Source organism: uncultured Roseobacter sp., from assembly GCF_947492555.1.
Classification (GTDB): domain Bacteria; phylum Pseudomonadota; class Alphaproteobacteria; order Rhodobacterales; family Rhodobacteraceae; genus Roseobacter.
The window spans coordinates 970,902-990,998 of the sequence record NZ_CANLNE010000002.1; the positions used below are offsets into that span (position 1 = coordinate 970,902).

The 20,097-nt window shown below is 60.2% G+C and carries 27 protein-coding genes; 14 read left to right on the plus strand and 13 right to left on the minus strand.

What is annotated here, in order from left to right:
* Positions 1-212 precede the first annotated feature (212 nt).
* The 8 genes from Q1A07_RS11750 to Q1A07_RS11785 all read right to left on the minus strand — a co-directional run bounded on the left by Q1A07_RS11750 (position 213) and on the right by Q1A07_RS11785 (position 5,254).
* Positions 213-836, minus strand: a complete 624-nt coding sequence (locus Q1A07_RS11750; RefSeq protein WP_299780905.1) for a trimeric intracellular cation channel family protein — start codon at positions 834-836, stop codon at positions 213-215.
* On the minus strand, positions 833-1,288 hold the full coding sequence (gene rnhA / locus Q1A07_RS11755; protein WP_299780907.1) for a ribonuclease HI: 456 nt from the start codon (positions 1,286-1,288) through the stop codon (positions 833-835). The genes Q1A07_RS11750 and rnhA overlap by 4 nt, the downstream gene beginning before the upstream one ends.
* Positions 1,281-1,874, minus strand: a complete 594-nt coding sequence (locus Q1A07_RS11760) for a bifunctional 2-polyprenyl-6-hydroxyphenol methylase/3-demethylubiquinol 3-O-methyltransferase UbiG (protein WP_299780909.1) — start codon at positions 1,872-1,874, stop codon at positions 1,281-1,283. The genes rnhA and Q1A07_RS11760 overlap by 8 nt, the downstream gene beginning before the upstream one ends.
* Positions 1,871-2,323, minus strand: a complete 453-nt coding sequence (locus tag Q1A07_RS11765; protein WP_299780911.1) for a DUF3429 domain-containing protein — start codon at positions 2,321-2,323, stop codon at positions 1,871-1,873. Before Q1A07_RS11765 ends, Q1A07_RS11760 begins: the two co-directional genes overlap by 4 nt.
* A gap of 31 nt (positions 2,324-2,354) precedes the next feature.
* Positions 2,355-3,011, minus strand: coding sequence for a glutathione S-transferase family protein (locus Q1A07_RS11770; RefSeq protein WP_299780913.1), 657 nt, complete (start codon positions 3,009-3,011; stop codon positions 2,355-2,357).
* The gene (locus Q1A07_RS11775) at positions 3,008-3,622 is read right to left on the minus strand and encodes a LysE family translocator (protein WP_299780915.1); all 615 of its coding nucleotides are present in this window, start codon (positions 3,620-3,622) and stop codon (positions 3,008-3,010) included. Before Q1A07_RS11775 ends, Q1A07_RS11770 begins: the two co-directional genes overlap by 4 nt.
* Complete coding sequence (gene ispH, locus Q1A07_RS11780; protein WP_299780917.1) at positions 3,619-4,569, minus strand: 4-hydroxy-3-methylbut-2-enyl diphosphate reductase; 951 nt, start codon at positions 4,567-4,569, stop codon at positions 3,619-3,621. Before ispH ends, Q1A07_RS11775 begins: the two co-directional genes overlap by 4 nt.
* A 130-nt stretch (positions 4,570-4,699) precedes the next feature.
* Positions 4,700-5,254, minus strand: coding sequence for an NYN domain-containing protein (locus Q1A07_RS11785; RefSeq protein WP_299780919.1), 555 nt, complete (start codon positions 5,252-5,254; stop codon positions 4,700-4,702).
* Between the two features lie 157 nt (positions 5,255-5,411).
* Between Q1A07_RS11785 and folK the strand changes: the two genes are divergently transcribed.
* The 12 genes from folK (at position 5,412) to recO (ending at position 14,817) form a co-directional block, all read left to right on the plus strand.
* Positions 5,412-5,960 (plus strand): 2-amino-4-hydroxy-6-hydroxymethyldihydropteridine diphosphokinase, encoded by a 549-nt coding sequence (folK, locus tag Q1A07_RS11790; protein WP_366944088.1) that lies wholly within the window; start codon positions 5,412-5,414, stop codon positions 5,958-5,960.
* A gap of 98 nt (positions 5,961-6,058) precedes the next feature.
* Positions 6,059-6,412, plus strand: a complete 354-nt coding sequence (gene rpoZ / locus Q1A07_RS11795) for a DNA-directed RNA polymerase subunit omega (RefSeq protein ID WP_195819676.1) — start codon at positions 6,059-6,061, stop codon at positions 6,410-6,412.
* 32 nt (positions 6,413-6,444) lie between these two features.
* The gene (locus Q1A07_RS11800; protein WP_299780922.1) at positions 6,445-8,604 is read left to right on the plus strand and encodes a bifunctional (p)ppGpp synthetase/guanosine-3',5'-bis(diphosphate) 3'-pyrophosphohydrolase; all 2,160 of its coding nucleotides are present in this window, start codon (positions 6,445-6,447) and stop codon (positions 8,602-8,604) included.
* A gap of 88 nt (positions 8,605-8,692) precedes the next feature.
* On the plus strand, positions 8,693-9,364 hold the full coding sequence (locus tag Q1A07_RS11805; protein WP_299780924.1) for a DUF2062 domain-containing protein: 672 nt from the start codon (positions 8,693-8,695) through the stop codon (positions 9,362-9,364).
* Between the two features lie 14 nt (positions 9,365-9,378).
* Positions 9,379-10,128 carry a pyridoxine 5'-phosphate synthase gene (locus Q1A07_RS11810; protein ID WP_299780926.1) on the plus strand — a complete coding sequence of 250 codons (750 nt, stop codon included), beginning with the start codon at positions 9,379-9,381 and terminating at the stop codon, positions 10,126-10,128.
* A complete protein-coding gene (locus Q1A07_RS11815) occupies positions 10,125-10,748 on the plus strand; it encodes a LysE family transporter (protein WP_299780928.1) in 624 nt (207 codons plus the stop codon). The genes Q1A07_RS11810 and Q1A07_RS11815 overlap by 4 nt, the downstream gene beginning before the upstream one ends.
* Positions 10,745-11,152, plus strand: coding sequence for a holo-ACP synthase (gene acpS, locus Q1A07_RS11820; RefSeq protein ID WP_299780930.1), 408 nt, complete (start codon positions 10,745-10,747; stop codon positions 11,150-11,152). Before Q1A07_RS11815 ends, acpS begins: the two co-directional genes overlap by 4 nt.
* A gap of 119 nt (positions 11,153-11,271) precedes the next feature.
* Complete coding sequence (gene lepB, locus Q1A07_RS11825) at positions 11,272-12,111, plus strand: signal peptidase I (protein WP_299780932.1); 840 nt, start codon at positions 11,272-11,274, stop codon at positions 12,109-12,111.
* Positions 12,108-12,794 (plus strand): ribonuclease III, encoded by a 687-nt coding sequence (gene rnc / locus Q1A07_RS11830; protein WP_299780934.1) that lies wholly within the window; start codon positions 12,108-12,110, stop codon positions 12,792-12,794. Before lepB ends, rnc begins: the two co-directional genes overlap by 4 nt.
* Entirely contained in the window at positions 12,791-13,699 is a 909-nt protein-coding gene (gene era / locus Q1A07_RS11835; protein ID WP_299780936.1) for a GTPase Era, read from the plus strand. The genes rnc and era overlap by 4 nt, the downstream gene beginning before the upstream one ends.
* Before the next feature lie 63 nt (positions 13,700-13,762).
* A complete protein-coding gene (locus tag Q1A07_RS11840; protein WP_299780938.1) occupies positions 13,763-14,092 on the plus strand; it encodes a DUF1491 family protein in 330 nt (109 codons plus the stop codon).
* On the plus strand, positions 14,092-14,817 hold the full coding sequence (gene recO, locus Q1A07_RS11845) for a DNA repair protein RecO (protein ID WP_299780939.1): 726 nt from the start codon (positions 14,092-14,094) through the stop codon (positions 14,815-14,817). The genes Q1A07_RS11840 and recO overlap by 1 nt, the downstream gene beginning before the upstream one ends.
* Here the strand turns inward: recO and Q1A07_RS11850 are convergent.
* From Q1A07_RS11850 to Q1A07_RS11870, 5 genes are all read right to left on the minus strand, one after another.
* Positions 14,801-15,208, minus strand: coding sequence for an META domain-containing protein (locus Q1A07_RS11850; RefSeq protein WP_299780941.1), 408 nt, complete (start codon positions 15,206-15,208; stop codon positions 14,801-14,803). The two genes, recO and Q1A07_RS11850, sit on opposite strands and share 17 nt — an antisense overlap.
* Positions 15,205-15,726: a TetR/AcrR family transcriptional regulator gene (locus Q1A07_RS11855; protein WP_299780943.1), complete on the minus strand. Its 522-nt coding sequence runs from the start codon at positions 15,724-15,726 to the stop codon at positions 15,205-15,207. Before Q1A07_RS11855 ends, Q1A07_RS11850 begins: the two co-directional genes overlap by 4 nt.
* 137 nt (positions 15,727-15,863) lie before the next feature.
* Positions 15,864-17,549 carry an acyl-CoA dehydrogenase family protein gene (locus Q1A07_RS11860; RefSeq protein ID WP_299781987.1) on the minus strand — a complete coding sequence of 562 codons (1,686 nt, stop codon included), beginning with the start codon at positions 17,547-17,549 and terminating at the stop codon, positions 15,864-15,866.
* An 11-nt stretch (positions 17,550-17,560) separates the two neighbouring features.
* Positions 17,561-17,731, minus strand: coding sequence for a hypothetical protein (locus Q1A07_RS11865; RefSeq protein ID WP_299780945.1), 171 nt, complete (start codon positions 17,729-17,731; stop codon positions 17,561-17,563).
* Positions 17,732-17,848: 117 nt separating this feature from the next.
* Positions 17,849-18,208 carry a helix-turn-helix transcriptional regulator gene (locus tag Q1A07_RS11870; protein WP_195819689.1) on the minus strand — a complete coding sequence of 120 codons (360 nt, stop codon included), beginning with the start codon at positions 18,206-18,208 and terminating at the stop codon, positions 17,849-17,851.
* Between the two features lie 154 nt (positions 18,209-18,362).
* On the opposite strand from Q1A07_RS11870, the gene Q1A07_RS11875 reads away from it, so the two are divergent.
* Both Q1A07_RS11875 and Q1A07_RS11880 read left to right on the plus strand, forming a co-directional pair.
* Positions 18,363-19,295, plus strand: coding sequence for a LysR family transcriptional regulator (locus tag Q1A07_RS11875; RefSeq protein WP_299780949.1), 933 nt, complete (start codon positions 18,363-18,365; stop codon positions 19,293-19,295).
* Positions 19,296-19,349: 54 nt separating this feature from the next.
* Positions 19,350-20,081 (plus strand): hypothetical protein, encoded by a 732-nt coding sequence (locus tag Q1A07_RS11880; protein ID WP_299780951.1) that lies wholly within the window; start codon positions 19,350-19,352, stop codon positions 20,079-20,081.
* Positions 20,082-20,097: the final 16 nt, after the last annotated feature.

Consider the following 20,097-nt stretch of genomic DNA (forward strand, 5'->3'; position numbering starts at 1 on the left):
GCTTCGCGAGTGCTCTTTGCATGCAGTGACCCAAATGGGCCTTGCGCTGTCGACCGGACTGATCGGCTCGGACACGTTGAGGATGAGATAAATCCGCGAAGGCACACGTGTTTTGAGGGGTTCCGGTGCGCTGCCTTGCGTAGGCATCGCCTTGCGACCGGCGAAGGGTTCCAGGCCTAGGAAACAAAGTGTCCAACCTAGGCTATTTCCTCTCAGGACCGGGGGGGACGACTTTTATAGACGGGTAGGCGCCAGCCAAATGCGAGCGACCCTGCGCGCAGTGCCCATGTGACGGCTGCGCAGGACACCAAAGGCACCAGCGCGTCAGGGAAATAGGGCTGGGTGAAAGCGGCGACGGTGGCGCCAGCAAAGGCTGCTGTCACGTAGAGTTCGCCCTGTTTCAGTACCAGCGGGACATCGTCCAGCACCACATCCCGCAGGAGCCCGCCCATGCACCCCGTGATCGTACCCATCAGCACCACCACCAGAAGCGGCTGCCCCAGCGCCAGTGCCACGCCCGTGCCCGCAGGCACCGCAACGGCCAAGGCAAAACTGTCGAGCCAGATCAGCGTTTTCAGACGACTTTCAAAGAGATGCGCCGTCAGAAAGACCAGCAGGGCAGCGGCACAGGCCACACCAATGTAGGTAGGTTGGGCGATCCAGAAAATCGGGTTACGGTCCAGCAGCACGTCCCGCACCGTGCCGCCACCCACCGCCGTGAGGCAGGCGACAAAGGCAAAGCCGACGATATCCAGTTGCTGGCGCGAGGCCACCAGCGCGCCGGTAAGCGCAAAGATGAAGACGGCAGCGTAGTCCAGAAAGCTGATCAGGGTCATTTGGGTTTGAAGGGGGCCATGCCCGCCCGCGCCAATTCATCCGCCCGTTCATTCTCGGGGTGGCCTGCGTGCCCCTTCACCCACTCCCACGTCACGTCGTGGCGGGCGTTTGCCGCATCCAGCCGTTGCCAGAGTTCGGCATTGGCCACGGGCTTTTTGGCGGCGTTTTTCCAGCCGTTTTTCTTCCAGCCGAAAATCCACGAGGTGATACCGTTTTTGACGTAATTGCTGTCCGTGACGATGGTGATGGTGCTGCGCCGCGACAGGCTCTCCAGCGCGTTGATCGCGGCCAGCAGTTCCATGCGGTTGTTCGTGGTCTCCGGCTCGCCGCCCTTCAACTCACGCTCTTTCACAACCTTGTCACCGTCCATCGCGCGCAGCAGCGCGCCCCAGCCGCCGGGACCCGGATTGCCGGAACAGGCACCGTCTGTATATGCAAAAAGCTCAGCCATGAGCGGCGAGGCATATCCAGTCTGCCGGAACCCCGTCAAGGCCCTTCTCCCGGCCCGTGGTGCGTTCCGTGACGGTCAGGCCTGCGTCTTCCAGAAGCCCGCTCAGCTCGGCATCGGTGTAATAGGTGTAGAGCCGCCCGATCGGGTCTCTTTTCGACCCTGTCCCAGTTTTCATGCCGATGTGAAACCGCCCGCCGGGTTTGAGCGCCTGCGCCAGCGCGGCCAGATGGCGGGGCATGGCTGCGCGCGGTGCATGCAGCAGGCAGAAATTGGCCCAGATGCCGTCATAGAGATCGGTCCCCGCGATGTCATCGAAACTGGCGACCTGCGCCGTGACGCCCGCATGCGCCGCGGCCAGTTCAATCATCTCCGGCACCGGGTCGAGCGCCGTCACCCGCAGCCCGGCATCTGCCATGGCCGCCGCCGCATGGCCCGGCCCGCAGCCCAGATCGAGCGCATGGCCGCCTGTGGGCAGCGCCGAGATGAACGCCATCAGGTGGGCATTCTGCTTGCTATCGTCGCTAAAGCGCTTGGCATAGTCCTGTGCCCGGTTCGCATAGACTTTCAGGGTTTCATCATCGCTCACAGAAATACTCCTACGCTGAGGCACAGCACCACGACGGCTGTCAGCAGGATGCGCAGCGACATCCACCAGCGCGGCGCGAGCCCCCACTGCCAGAAGGCGAAATCAAGCATTAGCAACCCCAGAAAGCCGAAGATGAGATTCAACCCGGCCGTGGTCGGCCCGCCGCCGGTCATAAAGAAAGCCCAGAGGGCCGGGATGACGGACAGCGCGTAGCCGGTCGCCGCCCGTCCGCCTGTCGTCTTGGTGGCGAAACCCCACAGCACGCCCGACATGAAGCTGAGGATCACCGAGCCATAGAAAAGCTGAATGTAGGGACCGATGAACCGCGGCCCCAGCGCATCAGCGCCCCAGCTTGCCAGGGCACCATTCAGCGTCGTGGCCGCGCCCCAGACAAAGGGGATAAGCCCGGCGAGACCAAGGATCAGGGGAGCTGTGGGGATACGGGTCATAGACTGCTTTTTGACATGTGGGCGGGCAAGGTCAAGGCTGAGGGTGCGTCACGTCAAAGCCCGCATCGGTTTGGTGCATACTGGAGCGGGTGGACCACTTGGACCACCATTTCGAAAGGGCAGGGCGTCGGGCCAGCGCTGCGCGACCCTCGGGCGCGGCGGCGCAGGCTGCGATCATCGGAGCCAGATGGCAATCGGCAAGTGTTGGGGTGTCCCCGGTGATCACGTACCCTTCGAGCGCAACGGTCTCTAGCGCGTCCAGCACGCCCTCAGCCGCCGCAAGACCCGCTGCGAATTCGGTCTTGTCGGTCTCAAGCCCATCTGCGGGCCGAAAGACGCCTTGGCTGAACACCTGCCGGACCAGCGGCCAGTAGCCATAGGCATCGACGATGGAGATGACCTGCGCCATCCGCGCCAGGGCGCGCGGGGCGTCAGGGGTCAGCGACGGTGTCGGAAAAGCCGCGTCGAGGTAGCACGAGATCGCAACCGTTTCGTAGATCTTGAAGCTACCATGCTCAAGTAGGGGGACACGGGCGAAAGGATGTGGCGTGCGCTGCTCGTCTTTGGCGTCAGGATCAAAGGGATTTACTTCGCGATAGTCATACGCCAGCCCTTTTTCGGCCAAGACCAGCCGGGTCACGCGGGTGTAGACGGAGGGCCGATGGCCGTAGAGCGTCAGATCATTCACGCCCTTTCGAGCGCGAGGCGGCCGGCAAGGGCGGTAAAAATCGCCGCGAAGGAGCGGTTGAGCCAGCGCATCACCGCCTCAGAGCCCAGCAGCCATGCGCGCGCCTGCGCGGCAAAAAGACCGTAGAGCAGGAACACGATGAAGGTGAGCGCCATGAAGACGCCGCCCAACACGGTCATCTCCAGCGTGGCGGTCGCCGGATTGCCCGACAGGAAGGGCGGCAGCAGGGCAAGAAAGAAGATCGAGAGCTTCGGGTTCAGGATATTGATCAGTGCAGCCCGCCGGGAGATCTGCCAGCCGTTTTCCGCCTTGCGGTCGGCAGAGATCGCCAGAGCGCCGCCGGAGCGCAGCGATTGCCAGGCGAGATAGAGCAGATAGGCGACGCCCGCGAACTTCACGATGGTAAAGAGCACCGCGGAGGTGTGCAGTACCGCGGCCAGACCCAGCGTCGCCGCCAACATGTGCGGTACGATCCCGAAGGTGCAGCCCACGGAGGCCCAAAAGGCTGCCGTGCGCCCCTGGCCCAGACCCAGAGCCAGTGTATAGATGACGCCGGTGCCCGGCGCGAGTACAACGACGATGGTGGTCAGAAGAAATTGCAGCGAAATCATGCGGGTACCCTCAATACTCGGGGAACTTTGAATTCGACGTTCTCCACCGCAGTTTCGACCACCTCCCGCGTTACATCGTAGTGTTCGGAAAACGCGTCCATCACCTCGTTGATCAGCACCTCCGGTGCCGAGGCGCCAGCGGTAATGCCAATGCTGCGGATGCCTTCCAGCGCGCGCCAGTCGATATCCGACGCGCGCTGTACCAGCTGGGCATATTGGCAGCCCGCCCGCGCACCAACCTCGACCAGCCGCTTGGAGTTCGAGGAGTTCGGCGCGCCCACCACCAGCATGGCGTCGCATTTCGGGGCCATCGCCTTCACCGCCTCCTGCCGGTTAGTGGTGGCATAGCAGATGTCTTCCTTATGCGGCCCAACAATGGCGGGGAACCGCGCCTGCAGGGCGGCAACGACATCTGCCGTGTCATCCACACTCAAAGTCGTTTGTGTCACATAGGCCAGCCGTTCGGGGTCGCGCACCGCGACATGCGCCACATCCTCTACCGTCTCCACCAGCAGCACCTCACCCTCGGGCAACTGGCCCATGGTGCCCACGGTCTCTGGATGGCCCGCATGACCGATCATGATCATCTGCAGGCCGTTGTCTGAATGCCGCTGTGCTTCGATATGCACCTTGCTGACCAGCGGGCAGGTGGCATCGACATAGATCATCTCGCGCGCGGCGGCAGCGGCGGGGACCGCCTTGGGCACGCCGTGGGCGGAAAAGATCACTGGCCGGTCGCCGGGGCACTCTTCAAGCTCTTCGACAAACACCGCGCCCTTGTCGCGCAAACCGTCGACGACAAATTTGTTGTGCACGATTTCGTGACGCACGTAGACCGGCGCGCCCCATTTCTCCAACGCCATCTCGACAATCTTGATGGCACGGTCCACGCCCGCGCAGAACCCGCGCGGCGCGGCCAGGTAAAGGGTCAGCGGCGGCTTCGTCATCACAAGGCTCCCGTCAGCTCGAAACCTGAGTACCGCCTCACACAGCCAGCGTCCAGAGAGGCGGGCCCGCCCGGGCTTTCATTGTTCCAAAAATATGCAAATTCGGGCGGGTGCCGCCCTAGGGCCGGTCTCAGCCGTTGGCAGCATCCGGCATGTCGCGCGGTGGTCGTCCGATCACGTCCTTCAACTCATCAAGTTCGATGAAGTTGTCGGCCTGACGGCGCAGATCGTCCGAAATCATTGGTGGCTGGCTGCGGATGGTCGATACTACCGATACGCGAACACCCTGGCGTTGCAGGCTCTCCACCAGTGGTCGAAAATCGCCGTCACCGGAAAAAAGAACGATGTGATCAACCCGTGGCGCCAGCTCCATGGCATCCACCGCGAGCTCGATGTCCATATTTCCTTTGACCTTACGGCGGCCCATGCTGTCGGTGTATTCTTTCGCTGGCTTCGTGACCATAGTGAAGCCGTTGTAGTTCAGCCAATCAACCAGAGGGCGAATGGGTGAATACTCGTCATTCTCCAGAAGGGCCGTGTAGTAGAACGCACGCAGCAGCTTGCCCCGACGCATGAATTCCTGACGCAGCAGTTTATAGTCGATGTCAAAACCCAGAGACTTGGCCGCCGCGTAGAGATTCGATCCGTCGATGAACAGCGCAAGCCGTTCGTCCTTGTAAAACATTTTTGGTCCTTCCGATGGGGCCGGCCGCTGGTGCTCACGAAACAATATGATTAATTATTTGGCGAACCGATCAGTTCAAAAATAAGGTTTTTTTATCTTGCCGCAAGAGACACTCTTACCTGAATCCGGCGAAAAACTGCCACAAAACCGGACAATTGTGCTGGTTGCCCTTGGGTCAAACCGCTCGTCGGAAGAAGGAACCCCCGCAGAGGTTGTGGAAAAGGGGATTGCTGCACTTGCGAAATGCTTCGAAGTGATTCGCTCCCGGAGCCCGCTTTACCAGACGCCAGCCTTCCCGCCGGGCAGCGGGGCTGACTATATCAACGCTGCCGTTTGCATCGAAACCGATCATTCGCCGCAAGCGGTGATCAAGCTGCTGCACGACATCGAGGCTCAGATGGGGCGCACCCGCAAGACGCGGTGGGGGGATCGTACGCTGGATCTCGATCTGATCGGCGTCGGCGATATAGTGCTGCCGGATGCCGAAACGCACGCAATTTGGCGCGCATTGCCGCTCAACGAACAGATGACCCGCGCGCCCGATCTGCTGATTCTCCCCCATCCGCGGGTACAGGAGCGCGCCTTTGTGTTGGTACCCTTGGCGGATGTGGCGCCCGATTGGGAGCATCCGGCGCTTGGACTGAGCGTGACAGATATGCTCGCGGCCTTGCCGGAGGCCTTAAAACAGGAGGTTGTTGCGCTCTGACGGACAGGGCCAGAGAGCGGCAATAGGCGCTTGTAAATCCGCTGAAAGGGGCCTAGATAAGGCACTTCTGACTTACCCCCCGATTTATGGAGTGTTCCATGGCCCGCGTCACCGTTGAAGATTGCGTCGATAAAGTTCCCAACCGGTTCGAACTGGTGATGCTTGCCGCGCATCGCGCGCGTGAGATTTCCTCCGGTGCTGCAATCACTGTGAACCGCGACAATGACAAGAACCCGGTCGTGTCGCTGCGCGAGATCGCCGATGAAACGCAAAGCGCCGACGAGCTGCGCGAGCGCCTGATCGAGAGCAACCAGAACCAGATCGAGGTGGATGAGCCCGAAGAGGACGCCATGGCGCTTCTCATGGGGGCCGAGCAGGACAAGCCAGAGGAAGACAGCATGTCCGAAGAGATGCTGTTGCGGCAGCTGATGGCAGCGCAGGGGCAGAGCTGACATCAGCCTGACCCCAGCCCAGAGGCTGACGGATGATCACGACGAACGACCAGATGGACATCACAGCCGACGATCTGGTCAGCCTTGTCAGCAAATACAATCCAAAGACCAACGAAGCACTGATCCGCGCGGCCTATGACTATGGCCGCGAGATGCACGAGGGCCAGACCCGCTATTCCGGCGAGCCCTACTTCACGCACCCGGTGGCCGTGGCCGCGATCCTGACCGAACAGCAGTTGGATGATGCGACGATCATCACCGCGCTGCTGCATGATACCATCGAAGACACCCAGGCCTCGTATCTGGAGGTCACCCGACGGTTCGGCGCCGAAGTCGCCGGGCTTGTGGATGGCGTGACCAAGCTGACCAATCTGCAGCTCAATTCGACGGAAACCAAGCAGGCGGAGAACTTTCGCAAGCTTTTCATGGCCATGTCCAAGGACCTGCGGGTCATTCTGGTCAAGCTGTCGGACCGGCTGCACAACATGCGCACGATCAAGGCGATGCGTCCCGAGAAACAGGCGCAAAAGGCGCGTGAGACGATGGATATCTTTGCGCCGCTTGCCGGGCGCATGGGCATGCAGTGGATGCGGGAGGAACTCGAAGACCTTGCCTTTCGTGTTCTGAACCCGGAAGGCCGCGCCAGCATCATCCGCCGTTTCATCAACCTGCAGCGCGAAACCGGCGATGTGATCCAGCGGATCACAGGTGACATGCGGCTGGAGCTGGATAAGGCGGGCGTGGAGGCGGAGGTTTTCGGTCGCGCCAAGAAACCCTACTCCATCTGGCGCAAGATGCAGGAGAAGGAGCAGACGTTTTCCCGCCTCTCCGACATCTACGGGTTTCGCATCATTACCGAGAGCGAAGAGGACTGTTACCGCGCCCTGGGGGCGATCCACCAGCGATGGCGTGCGGTGCCGGGCCGGTTCAAGGATTACATCAGCCAGCCAAAATCGAACGGCTATCGCTCGATCCACACCACTGTGTCTGGGCGCGACGGCAAGCGGGTGGAAGTGCAGATTAGAACGGGCCAGATGCATGACGTCGCCGAAACCGGCGTGGCGGCGCACTGGTCCTACCGCGATGGGGTGCGGTCGAAAAACCCCTTTGCCGTGGACCCGGCCAAGTGGATCACCACGCTGACCGAACAGTTCGATGCCGAGGAAGACCACGAGGATTTCCTCGAGGCGGTCAAGCTCGAGATGTATTCCGATCAGGTGTTCTGTTTCACCCCAAAGGGGGAGGTCGTGAAACTGCCGCGCGGCGCCACGCCCATTGATTTCGCCTTTGCCATCCACACCCGCATCGGTACTGCCTGCGTGGGCGCCAAGGTCGACCATATGCGCGTGCCGCTCTGGACCCGTTTGAAAAACGGGCAAAGCGTGGAGGTGATCACCGCCGAGGGTCAAAGCCCGCAGGCCACCTGGCTCGATATTGCCACGACCGGCAAGGCGCGCTCCGCCATCCGCCGTGCGCTGCGCGATGAGGACCGCGCGCGCTTCGTGAAACTGGGCCGCGAACTGGCGCGCTCCGCCTTTGAACACGTGGGTCGCAAGGCCACGGACAAGGCCTTGTCGACGGCGGCACGGCACATGCGTTTTGACGGGCGCGACGATCTGCTGGCCCGCCTCGGCAGCGCCGAGATTACCGGGCGTGAAGTGGTGCAGGCGGTCTACCCTGACCTGACACCGAAAACCGGCGACAAGGTCGATGCGCGCCGGGCTGTTGTGGGGCTGGCGCGCGGCCAGTCGTTTGAGCGCGCGTTTTGCTGCCAGCCGCTGCCGGGGGAGCGTATCGTCGGCATCACCTTCAAGGGGCGCGGAGTGGTTGTGCACGCGATTGATTGCGACCGGCTGAGCGCCTATGAAGATCAATTGGATCGCTGGATCGACCTGCGCTGGCATGAAGGGCCGCATTCTGCGATATATGGTGCGACGCTTGACGTAACGCTCAACAATGATGCGGGCACGCTCGGGCGCATCTGCACCTTGATCGGAGAGACCCGGGCGAATATTTCAGATTTGCAATTTATCGATAGGAAACCTGACTTTTACCGTCTTCTGATTTATGTGGAGCTCAGAGACGTGTCACATTTGCATTCGTTGATGCTGACACTGGAAGCTGAAGGCGACGTGGCTGAGATTTCGCGTCTGCGCAACATGGCACAAGGGGCAGCAGAAACACCTGCCTGATGCCGCGACCCGGCCATTTGTAGGTCACAATTTCGGGGTGTCATGCGCGGGCAGACGCCCGGGACAAACTGGAAAAGGACCCCATCCGTTGGTTTTCAAACGCCGCGACCCCAAAAGCTGGCCCCGGGCCCTGGTCGAGTTGCTGTGGCCGCGTGGCGGCTGGGCGCGTGCGTTTCACTACGTCAAACACCGGATGCGTCGTCTGCCCGACAGCCCCGAGCGCATTGCGCGCGGTATCTGGGCTGGTGTCTTTGCCGCCTTCACGCCGTTTTATGGCTTCCATTTCTTCATCGCGGCGGGCCTCGCCTTTGTCATGCGCGGCAATGTGCTGGCCTCACTGATGGGTACGTTTTTTGGCAATCCCCTGACTTATGTGCCGATCGGTGTGACGGCGCTCTCGACGGGTCACTGGCTGCTGGGCGATCATATGGATGAACGTATTCATCGCTCTTTCGTGGGCAAGTTTGCGGATGCCGCAGCGGATCTCAAAGATAATTTTCTTGCCATCTTTACCGATGCCCGTGCCGATTGGACGCGTCTGTCGGTTTTCTATGACGAGATTTTCTTTCCCTATCTGGTCGGCGGGGTGCTGCCCGGCATTTTCTTCGCTTCCCTGTGCTACTATCTCTCCGTGCCGCTTATTCGGGTTTACCAGAAGCGCCGCAAAGGTATGATCAAAAACAAGTTCGATGCCCTCAAGGCCAAAGCTGCTGCAAAAGCAGACGTCAAACGCAAAGCGGAACATCCAACCGGGGACTAAATGGGGGCTGTCTGATGGCCAATACCGAAAAACTGCGCCTCGGCGTAAACATTGATCACGTGGCAACAGTGCGCAATGCACGCGGCGGGGCCTATCCCGATCCGCTGCGGGCGGCGCGCATTGCCGAAGAGGCGGGGGCGGACGGGATCACGGCGCATCTGCGCGAAGACCGCCGCCATATTTCCGACACTGATATCGAAGGGTTGATGGAGGTGCTGCATGTGCCTTTGAACTTCGAAATGGCTGCAACGGATGAGATGCAAAAAATCGCCCTGCGTCACAAGCCGCACGCGGTCTGCATCGTGCCGGAAAAGCGCGAGGAGCGCACCACCGAAGGTGGTCTTGACGTCGCGCGCGACGAAAACCGGCTGGCGCATTTCATCGCACCCCTGCGGGATGCCGGGTGCCGCGTGTCGATTTTCATCGCCGCCGACCGCCGCCAGATCGAAGCGGCCCACCGCATCGGGGCGGAGGTCATCGAGTTACATACGGGTGCATATTGCGACGCCTATGCGGATGGGGAACTCGACACTCATCATGACGAGCTTGAGGCGCTGCGCGAGATGGCCACATTTGGCCATTCGCTAGGCCTGGAGGTGCACGCAGGCCACGGCCTCACCTACGATACCGTGATGCCCGTCGCCGCTTTCCCGGAAGTGCGCGAGCTCAACATCGGCCACTTCCTCATCGGTGAGAGCATCTTTCTGGGACTGGAACCGGCGATCAAGGAAATGCGGCGCCTGATGGATGAGGCACGCGCATGATCACCGTGCAGTTCGCCGCGATCTGGGTCGCCTGGCTGCTCGCGGGCGGCTCACCCGGGCCAGCGACCATGGGTATCGCTGGGACGGCCATGTCCGCCGGGCGCACGTCAGCGCTGGCCTTCGCGCTGGGCATCCTTGCAGGTTCCGCCAGTTGGGGCATTGCAGCGGCGCTGGGGCTTTCGGCGATCATGCTCGCCAACGCGTGGATTTTCGAGATGATCCGCTATGCGGGTGCACTCTACCTCGGTTGGCTTGCCTTCAAGGCACTGCGACGGGCAGCCTCTCCGCAAGGTGCCGCGATGGGCACGCCTTTCTCGGGCAGCGGACGCACGCTCTTCATGAAAGGTGCGGCCATCCACATCACCAACCCCAAGGCCATTCTCAGCTGGGGCTCGATCTACGCAATCGTCGCCCCCCCGGATGCCACACCGGCGATGCTCTTTGGCTACTTCGCTTTGCTTTACGCCGGCTCCATCCTGATTTTCATCGGTTATGCTTTGCTGTTTTCCTCTGCCAAGGTCGTCCGCGCCTATGCCCGTGCGCAGCGCTGGTTCGACCTCGCCTTTGCCGGGTTTTTCGGCTTTGCCAGCTTCAAGATCCTGACAGCGCGCTTGCAATGATCCTCGGCATCGGCACAGATCTCGCAAATATTGAGCGTATTCAGGGCACGCTGGACCGGTTTGGTGATCGCTTCCGCAATCGCGTCTTCACCGAGACAGAGCAGCGCAAGGCGGAGCGGCGCAAGGATACCGCAGGCACCTACGCCAAACGTTGGGCCGCCAAGGAAGCGTGCTCCAAGGCACTTGGCACCGGGCTGGCCATGGGGATTTCGTGGAAAGACATGTCGGTCAGCAACCTGCGCAGCGGCCAGCCGATCATGCATGTGACCGGCTGGGCCAAGGAAAAGCTCGCCGCAATGACACCCGAAGGGCATGAGGCGGTGATCCACGTCACCCTCACCGACGACCACCCCTGGGCACAGGCCTTCGTGGTTATCGAAGCTCTGCCGATCCCTGGAAAATGACCTCAGATACCCGTTTTCCGATAACTCCAGCAGAGGCTCACCGAACGTTGCGTGCGCTCGGGTTGACTTGCCCCCGTCGCACCCGCATTTAGGCGCAAACCAATGAGTGGGAGCGCCCGATGGCCGCCAAAGAAGAAAAGAAGCAGAACGCCTTTGTCGAGACGATCAAGACGATTGTCTACGCGCTGCTGATTGCCGGTGTCTTCCGCACCCTGTTTTTCCAACCATTCTGGATTCCGTCCGGCTCCATGAAGGAAACCTTGCTGGTTGGTGACTTCCTCTTCGTGAACAAGATGGCTTATGGCTATTCCTACGCGTCCTGCCCCAGTCTGATCATGCCGCGCTTTGGTGTGAACATTGATGCGAGGGACATCTGCGGGGTGTTCGACGGGGACAACAAAAGGCTGTTCGGTGGCGAGCCTGAGCGTGGTGACGTTGTCGTCTTTCGCCACCCAGTATCCGGGCGTGACTACATTAAACGGCTGATCGGCATGCCCGGTGACAGCATCCAGATGCGTGATAGTGTCGTCTACATCAATGGAACGGCCGCGCCGCAGGAGCCTGCCGGCATCTTCGAAGAAATCATGGAACCGCAGGGACCGGAAGGCCGCCGTCCCAGATGCTCGAACGGTCCTGTGGGAGATGGCGGTGTTTGCCAGAAAGCGCGGGCGATAGAGACGCTGCCGGGCGGAACACAGCATCTCGTTCTGGACATCGGGTTGCAAAGCTCTGATCGCACGGGCGTATACCGTGTTCCGGAAAAGCATTACTTTTTCATGGGTGATAATCGCGACAACTCTGCCGACAGCCGTCTGGCGCAACAGGTGCAGGGTGTCGGTTTCGTACCCTTTGAAAACCTGATCGGACGGGCGGATCGCATCATGTTTTCCTCCGGCGGGCGGTCCATGCTGTTCTTCTGGACGTGGCGCGGTGATCGTTTCTTCAAGGCGGTCGAGTGAAACTCTCGGCTGAGCTTAGGTCTTTCCAGGACCGTCTGGGCCATAAGTTTTCACGGCCTGAACTGTTGGCGCAGGCTGTTACACACGCCTCGATGTCCTCGGCCAACCGGGATGACAATCAACGCTTGGAATTCCTCGGCGACAGGGTGCTTGGGCTTGTGATGTCCGAGGCGCTTCTTGCTCTGGATAAAAGGGCAACCGAAGGCCAACTTGCCCCCCGCTTCAACGCGCTTGTTCGAAAAGAGACCTGTGCGGATGTGGCACGCCAGATCGATCTTGGTGCCGTCTTGCGCCTTGGTCGATCAGAAATGCTGTCGGGCGGACGGCGCAAACAAGCGCTGCTGGGTGATGGGATCGAAGCGGTGATTGCAGCGGTCTATCTTGATGCAGGCTTCGACGTGGCCAAGGCCTTGATCCTGACGCTTTGGGGGGACCGGGTGCATGATGTCGAGGACGATGCGCGCGACGCCAAGACCGCGCTTCAGGAATGGGCGCAGGCGCGCGGCTTGCCGCCACCTTCCTATACTGAAGTGAGCCGTTCGGGGCCGGATCACGCCCCGGTCTTCACCATCGCCGCCGCGTTAGAAACCGGCGAGAACGAGAAGGCGACCGCTGGATCGAAACGGCAGGCGGAACAGGCGGCGGCTGGTAACCTGCTTGCAAAACTGGAGAAGGTCCAATGAGCACCCGTGCAGGTTTCGTGGCGCTGATCGGCGAGCCCAACGCGGGCAAATCCACCCTGCTCAACCGTATGGTTGGGGCCAAGGTGTCGATCGTGACCCACAAGGTTCAGACCACCCGCGCCCGTATCCGAGGCGTGGCGATGGAAGGGGACGCGCAGATCGTTTTTGTCGACACGCCGGGGCTTTTCCAACCGCGTCGCCGGCTGGACCGGGCCATGGTGGCGGCGGCCTGGGGTGGTGCGGCGGATGCCGATGTCGTGGTGCTGCTGGTCGAGGCGCAGCGCGGCGTGACGGAGGGGGTGGAACGTATTCTGGACGGCCTCGCCGATATCGGGCAGGGGCGCAAGGTCGCGCTGGCCATCAACAAGATTGATCGGGTGCAGGCCGAAGTGTTGCTTGGCCTCTCCAAGGATCTGAACGACCGCTACCCCTTTGTCGATACCTTCATGATTTCTGCGGAACGGGGACATGGCGTGGATACGCTGCGGCAATGGCTGGCAACCGAAGTGCCGGAAGGCCCGTGGCTCTACCCAGAAGACCAGATCGCCGACCTGCCAATGCGCATGATCGCAGCAGAGATGACACGCGAGAAACTGACCCTGCGCCTGCATCAGGAATTGCCCTATCAGCTCACGGTGGAGACCGAAAGCTGGGAAGAGCGTAAAGATGGATCGGCCAGGATCGATCAGTTGATTTACGTTGTGCGCGACGGGCACAAGGGGATCGTCCTGGGCAACAAGGGCGAGACGATCAAGGCCGTGTCAAAGGCCGCCCGGGAAGAGCTGGAAGAGTTCCTGGGCCGTAGAGTGCATCTCTTCTTGCAGGTCAAGGTGCGGCCAAACTGGCTGGACGAGGCGGAAAGATATTCGGAAATGGGGCTTGAGTTTAAAGATGGCAACAGCTGACCCGGTTGCTCTGGTCTGCTCCGGCGAACCAACCTTGAGCTATTCCCCAAGGGCTGCAGTGTCATGGCCCGGCTGACCGCGCGCTTCTGGATCGACGCCTATCTGACCCGTCTGCGCGGGCAGGACATCCCGGCTTTCATCGTGAGCCATGGCGATGATACGGCGGGCAGCATCCTGGTGAAACTGAACCGGCTCGACGGGCAGGCCACGGTCTACCAGCGCAGCTACAATCTGATGGACGACACGCGCACCTGGGCCATTCTGGAGCAGGGGACGGAGGCGGATGTGGATGCCAGTATCACGCGGCAACAGGGGTACGACCCGGACGTCTGGGTGATTGAAGTGGAGGACCGGCGGGGGCGTCACATGCTCGACCAGCCGGGGTTGGACTGATGGAGTGGCGTGACGAAGGGATATTGCTCAGCACCCGACGTCACGGCGAAACCTCCGCGATCATTGAAGTTTTCACGCCTGAGCATGGGCGGCACGCCGGCGTCGTGCGGGGCGGAACAAGCCGCAAGATCGCGCCCATCCTGCAGCCGGGTGCGCAGCTGGATGTAACCTGGCGCGCGCGGCTTGAAGATCACATCGGCAGTTTTCAGGTGGAGCCGGTACGCAGTCGGGCCGCCGCGGCGCTAGGGGATCGTCTGGCCTTGGCGGGCCTGAATGCGGTGACGGCCCTGCTGGCGTTTTGCCTGCCAGAGCGGGAGCCGCATAAACGACTTTACCTGCAGTCCGAACAGTTACTGGACTTGCTTGACGCGACCGATGTCTGGCCGCTGGCCTATTTGCGGTGGGAGGTCAGCCTGCTGGAGGAAATGGGCTATGCATTGGAGCTGGAGGCCTGTGCCGTCACCGGAGAGACCGACGATCTGGCGTATGTATCGCCCAAATCTGGACGCGCGGTATCCCGTGGGGCAGCAGGGGATTGGGCGGACAGGCTCCTGCCGCTGCCGGAGGTTTTGCGCGGTGCTGGTGCGGCAGGTGATGAAGAGATCGCACAGGCGTTTGTCACCACCGGGCATTTTCTGAGCGCCCATCTGGCGCAAGACCTCGGGAACAAGCCTTTGCCGGAAGCACGCGCCCGGTTTGTTGACGCCTTCACCCGTCGGCTTTGAAGACCATCTTGCGCCCCTCGGCGGTGGACAGGATCAGCGTATCCCCCAGCACTTCGGAGAGCGTCATCTCGGTGAGCGCTGCCAGATAAGCTGTCTCGGCGTCGATGTCTGGGCAGGCCAGTTGCGTTGCCACGATCTCTTGCGCATCGAACCAGGGATAGGGCACCGTCATCGCACCCGAATAGCTGTTGCATGGGGCGTCACCGGCAATCTGGCCAGTTTCGGGAAAGCGTAAGGTCGCGTCAAAAGGGGCGGAGGCACCGTCTATTTCGACCAAGCGCCAGATTTTGTCAGCTGCGCCGTAGGCGGTGACAGTTTCATCGCCGCGGCACGCGCTGAGCGCCAGCAGGGCAACGAGGCAGGCCAGACCAAGCCGACAGACCCGGGTCATTTCAACGCAAGCACCAGATCGACCATGGTGTCGTAGGCTTCCGCCGGTTTGGCTTTACCCTGCAGTTGCGGCAAGCCGATGATCGCTGCCAGGCAACTTTGGGCGAATTCGGGATTTCCCACACCGAGATGCGCCAGAAGGCTGGCCATATAGGTCAGGCGCTCGGCATCCACGTCCGACACGACAGCCGCGACCGCTGGCGACGTCTGCGCCCATCCGCGAAACGCAGGATCCTGCGTGTCTTTCAATAACCGTTTGCCGAAGGTGCGCAATCGTTGCTCGGCCGCGCCATTCTCGGACAGTGCAGTCGCGATCTCCGACAGCGCGCGCGATTGCCAGTCTTTTAGCACAGCATCATGCAGCGCTGGCACGTCCTTGAAATGCCAGTAGAACGAGCCCTTGGTCGACCCCAGAGTGCGCGCAAGCGGCTCTGCCGCGAGTGCCACGGGGCCCGTCGCAACCAGGGCAGAAAGCCCTGCATCGATCCATGATTGGCGAGTGAGTCGCTTTGCTGACATGATCTAGCCATACGCAGCGGCATGTCATGCTGCAAGTGCGAAGACGGTCGCACGCGGTAAACCGCACTTAACCGCGTGCCGAGGGTATTTGATGCGCGCCAATACGCGCGTTTCTGTGTGACGTGCGGCGTCTGATGTCAGCCCAGCAGACGTCGTGCGATTACCTGTGCCTGAATTTCTGCCGCCCCTTCGAAGATGTTCAGGATACGGGCGTCACAGAGCACGCGGCTGATTTTATACTCCAGCGCAAAGCCGTTGCCGCCGTGGATTTGCAGGCCGTTGTCCGCCGCAGCCCAGGCCACGCGCGCGCCGAGCAGCTTGGCCATCCCGGCTTCCACATCGCAACGCCGTCCCTGATCCTTTTCAAAGGCAGAGAAATAGGTCAGCTGCCGCGCGATCATGATCTCGACCGCCATCATCGCCAGTTTGGATGAGACGCGCGGGAAGTTGATCAGTGCCTTGCCGAACTGTTTACGATCAAGGCTGTACTGCATGGAGATATCAAGCGCCGATTGCGCCACGCCGATCGCCCGCGCAGCGGTCTGGATGCGCGCGGATTCGAAGGTTTCCATGAGTTGCTTGAACCCTTTGCCTTCTTCGCCGCCCAACAGGTTCTCGCCTTTAACGTGGAAGCCGTCGAACGCCAGCTCGTATTCCTTCATGCCGCGATACCCCAGGACCTCGATTTCGCCACCGGTCATCCCGTCGGTCGGGAAGGGATTTGCGTCATCACCGGGCGTCTTTTCGGCCAAAAACATCGACAGGCCCTTGTAGTTGGTCGTTTCCGGATCGGTACGCGCCAGCAATGTCATCACGTGGGTACGCGACGCGTGGGTGATCCACGTCTTGTTGCCGGTGATCTTGTAGTCGTCGCCATCCTTGAGCGCGCGGGTGCGCAGGCTGCCAAGATCTGATCCGGTGTTCGGTTCGGTAAAGACGGCCGTAGGCAGCGTTTCGGCGGAGGCGAGGCGCGGCAGCCATTTTTCTTTCTGCGCCTCGGTGCCGCCCGCAATGATCAATTCGGCTGCAATCTCGGACCGGGTGCCAAGGCTGCCGACGCCGATGTAGCCGCGTGATAACTCTTCGGAGACGACGCACATGGAGGCCTTGGAAAGGCCAAACCCGCCGTATTCTTCAGGGATGGTCAGGCCAAAGACGCCCATTTCTGCCAGTTCTTCGATCACCTCCAGGGGGATCAATTCGTCCTTGAGGTGCCAGTCGTGGGCATAGGGTTCGACCTTTTCGACTGCGTAGCGCCGAAACTGTTCACGGATCATCTCAAGTTCTTCTTCGAGACCCGAGGCGCCGGTCGTGATATTTGCCGAATGCTCCTGCATCAACTCCACAAGTCGGGTCCGCGCAGCCTGCGTGTTGCCGCCCTGCGTCAGCGTCATGATCGCAGGCTCCATCAGCGCGCGCATGTCTGACTGGTCAAGACCAAGGTCCTGCAGGCGCAGGATCTCACCCTGGTTCATCTGGATGCCACCATAGATTTGCCAGAGGTATTCGCCGAAGGCGATCTGGTGGATCAACTGTTCGGTCTCGCCAAAGGCGCCCTCGGCTTCCAACTTCTCCGCCCAATTCTGCATCTGGCGCAGCGCTTGCGCATATGTTGCAAGCCATGCCAATCCGTGCGCCGCTGTCTGATGGGTCTCGATCAAAGCGCCTGACACCCGATCGCCATCCGTGACCAGTGTTTTCACACGCGCAGTCGCGCTGGCAAGCAGGATGTCCACCGGGGGCAGGGCGGCGGACGTCAGGGCAAGCAGATCGTCAAGAATCACGGGGCTGTGTGTCGGTGCGGGTTGTCCATCATGGGGCATTGTAACATCCTTCATCGGTTGAAGGTGATGTAGGTCTTTCGCAGTTGCAGCGCAACAAAAATACCAACTGATGCGGCAATTTGGTCGAAAGTTTCGCGACGTTTCTTCGGGTGCCTGCCTTTGCGGGGTGCGTTGCCCAGGTGCAACAGTCTGCCGAGAGGGGAATTGGGCTTGGCAGACATGAAAAACGCCGCTGGCGCGGCGCTGATCAGTCACAAACTCATTAACGATTCTTGGGATACATATGGCGCATCGGAAGTCAGGTGAAACTGTCTACCGATGCGCCGGTCACCAGGGGCTCAGCCCTGACGCGCCACAGTCACACCGGAAACGTCCTCGATGAACGTCACGATGCGTGTCTTGATGGTATCGTCGCGGATGGCAGCAAGGGCCGTGACGATTTCGAGGCTCGGATCACGGCGCTCAGATTTTTCTGCCGACGTATCAAGGCCTTCGAAGAAGTAAGACGTGGGCACATCAAGGATGCGCGATAACTCGTAAAGTCTGCTGGCAGCAATCCGGTTCGATCCGATTTCATATTTTTGGATCTGCTGGAAAGACAAATCCAACTCGCGGGCGACATCTGTCTGGGACAAACGGCGCATCGTGCGGATCTGCTTCAACTTGCGACCAACGTGAACATCAACTGGATGGGACATAACTATTTAACACCTCTGGTTGTGACTGTTCTCACTTTTCGCGGGAATCGGCGACTCGTTCAACTGAGTACCTTTTTCCTTTTTTTGATTAAAAATGTTCAGGTGATGGGTGAAAAATGTTGCATTACTGGGTGATTTATTTACCATTAGATTCATGAATCGAGTCGTAGACCCGTCTGATACGTCAGAAGCGGTTAAAAAGGCCGCCGACTCTCATGGTTTGCTCCATGAGATGATTCGGTCGTTCACGACGCTCGCCAGGACATTGAACCTCAGTCACGCAGTGAAAGAATTGGGCAGTACGCGCCAGACGGTGCGTCGCCATATTGCGCAGCTCGAGGAAGCGAAGGGTGAGGCGCTGTTTAATGTGGAGGACCGGCAGTACGGCCTCACAGAGGCCGGGGAGCGTGCGCTGCCGGAAGCGCTTGGCATTCTTGCCCGGGGCAATGCCTGGCTGAACAGTAACGTCAGCCATGTGCATGGGCTGCAGCTCTTCAGTTCAGTCCTGCCGGACGGCTGGTGTTTCTGGCAGCAGCAGCATTCGCTGGGGCGTGTCTGGGATTCGCCGTCCTGTCTGCAACGCGAAACACTGCGCAGCTGGGCCATGGCGGGGGGCGATATCGAATCACCCTTCATGGAACATGTGCGCCCGTACCTCATCGTCTACCGTCATACGATCGCCGGATGGATTTGTGTCGAATTCGGCGAAGAGTCGTTTTTTGTTAAATGGTTCGGTTGGGCAAAGGCCCGCAGTAGCGTTGGTCGATCGCTCGGGCGTATGCCCGGTGGCGATGATTTTGCGCGCATGCTGGATGAGCCCTTTCACGAGGTTCAAACCACGCAAAGTTTGCGTTTGGACCATGTTTACACATTGGTCCCCTCCGAAGCGGAGGGCGGCCTGAAACCCGTCAACTATCAACGTCTAATGCTGGGGGGGCGATTCCCTGACGGCAGCTTAGCGCTTTATTCCCTTGTCGAGCCTTCGTCCGATATTGAGATATCTGGGCTCGATCATGGCAAGATTGTGCGACCTTCTGCCGATATTATGGTAAATTTCGATCCTGCTGACGCAAAGTTCGAGCGTTAAGCACTTATTTAGTCTAACCTTTGCATGAGGATGCTCGTGCAAAGGAGTTTTGGCATGTCTTTTCAAAGTTTGAATGCGGGGACACAATTCGTGGCCACCAGCCGCGATATCCTGCATCAAAACCAAATTACGGTCACGATTGGGTCAAATTTCCTCAAGTATCGAGCACTTCTTAAAACGGAACGTCCGCAGCAGGTTCTGGGGGCGCCTTTTGATCCTGATGTGCACGACCTGAATGACCAGAACGCCTTTTGGTTGATTGCGCGGGACGTGGACGGGATGATGATGCATACGCAAGCCTCCCGGTTGATTGATTTGGGAGATCAATCGCTGAGCGGCTACATGCTCAAAAGGTTCCGGGATTTCCCCCCGGCCATCCCTGATCTCGATCTGAAACGGTCGCGCTATCGTGCCAGCCCCGGCGCCAATCGGATCAAGGGGCAAGTGGTCTATCATGGCGAAGTCTGGATGGGTGATACAGGGCAGTACCGTGGCACGGGTCTCTCAACGGTGCTTGCGCGTTACGGTATTCATGAGGCAATGTGCCGATGGAACCCCGACTACATCTTCGGTTTCATGGCGCGTACGGTGGCCTTCAAGGGGTTTGCCGAGCGCATGGGCTACATGCACAACGAACCTGGCGCCTTGAGATGGTATCGCAAGGGATCAGACACGCCCTTTGAGGGGTTCGTCAGCTATCTGAGCAACGAAGACACCCGCTATCTTCTGGAAATGCCCGTCATCGATGTCGTCGATGTGCCGCAACCACAGAAGAAAGCTGCCTGACGCCACAGATATGCGT

What these genes read in the sequence shown, in the direction of transcription:
- Q1A07_RS11750 (WP_299780905.1), bottom strand. Translation starts at nt 836, where the DNA reads ATGACCCTGATCAGCTTTCTGGACTACGCTGCCGTCTTCATCTTTGCG.
- rnhA (WP_299780907.1), bottom strand. Translation starts at nt 1,288, where the DNA reads ATGGCTGAGCTTTTTGCATATACAGACGGTGCCTGTTCCGGCAATCCG.
- Q1A07_RS11765 (WP_299780911.1), bottom strand. Translation starts at nt 2,323, where the DNA reads ATGACCCGTATCCCCACAGCTCCCCTGATCCTTGGTCTCGCCGGGCTT.
- Q1A07_RS11775 (WP_299780915.1), bottom strand. Translation starts at nt 3,622, where the DNA reads ATGATTTCGCTGCAATTTCTTCTGACCACCATCGTCGTTGTACTCGCG.
- ispH (WP_299780917.1), bottom strand. Translation starts at nt 4,569, where the DNA reads ATGACGAAGCCGCCGCTGACCCTTTACCTGGCCGCGCCGCGCGGGTTC.
- Q1A07_RS11785 (WP_299780919.1), bottom strand. Translation starts at nt 5,254, where the DNA reads ATGTTTTACAAGGACGAACGGCTTGCGCTGTTCATCGACGGATCGAAT.
- rpoZ (WP_195819676.1), top strand. Translation starts at nt 6,059, where the DNA reads ATGGCCCGCGTCACCGTTGAAGATTGCGTCGATAAAGTTCCCAACCGG.
- Q1A07_RS11800 (WP_299780922.1), top strand. Translation starts at nt 6,445, where the DNA reads ATGATCACGACGAACGACCAGATGGACATCACAGCCGACGATCTGGTC.
- Q1A07_RS11810 (WP_299780926.1), top strand. Translation starts at nt 9,379, where the DNA reads ATGGCCAATACCGAAAAACTGCGCCTCGGCGTAAACATTGATCACGTG.
- Q1A07_RS11815 (WP_299780928.1), top strand. Translation starts at nt 10,125, where the DNA reads ATGATCACCGTGCAGTTCGCCGCGATCTGGGTCGCCTGGCTGCTCGCG.
- acpS (WP_299780930.1), top strand. Translation starts at nt 10,745, where the DNA reads ATGATCCTCGGCATCGGCACAGATCTCGCAAATATTGAGCGTATTCAG.
- lepB (WP_299780932.1), top strand. Translation starts at nt 11,272, where the DNA reads ATGGCCGCCAAAGAAGAAAAGAAGCAGAACGCCTTTGTCGAGACGATC.
- era (WP_299780936.1), top strand. Translation starts at nt 12,791, where the DNA reads ATGAGCACCCGTGCAGGTTTCGTGGCGCTGATCGGCGAGCCCAACGCG.
- Q1A07_RS11840 (WP_299780938.1), top strand. Translation starts at nt 13,763, where the DNA reads ATGGCCCGGCTGACCGCGCGCTTCTGGATCGACGCCTATCTGACCCGT.
- recO (WP_299780939.1), top strand. Translation starts at nt 14,092, where the DNA reads ATGGAGTGGCGTGACGAAGGGATATTGCTCAGCACCCGACGTCACGGC.
- Q1A07_RS11850 (WP_299780941.1), bottom strand. Translation starts at nt 15,208, where the DNA reads ATGACCCGGGTCTGTCGGCTTGGTCTGGCCTGCCTCGTTGCCCTGCTG.
- Q1A07_RS11855 (WP_299780943.1), bottom strand. Translation starts at nt 15,726, where the DNA reads ATGTCAGCAAAGCGACTCACTCGCCAATCATGGATCGATGCAGGGCTT.
- Q1A07_RS11860 (WP_299781987.1), bottom strand. Translation starts at nt 17,549, where the DNA reads ATGCCCCATGATGGACAACCCGCACCGACACACAGCCCCGTGATTCTT.
- Q1A07_RS11865 (WP_299780945.1), bottom strand. Translation starts at nt 17,731, where the DNA reads ATGTCTGCCAAGCCCAATTCCCCTCTCGGCAGACTGTTGCACCTGGGC.
- Q1A07_RS11870 (WP_195819689.1), bottom strand. Translation starts at nt 18,208, where the DNA reads ATGTCCCATCCAGTTGATGTTCACGTTGGTCGCAAGTTGAAGCAGATC.
- Q1A07_RS11875 (WP_299780949.1), top strand. Translation starts at nt 18,363, where the DNA reads ATGAATCGAGTCGTAGACCCGTCTGATACGTCAGAAGCGGTTAAAAAG.
- Q1A07_RS11880 (WP_299780951.1), top strand. Translation starts at nt 19,350, where the DNA reads ATGTCTTTTCAAAGTTTGAATGCGGGGACACAATTCGTGGCCACCAGC.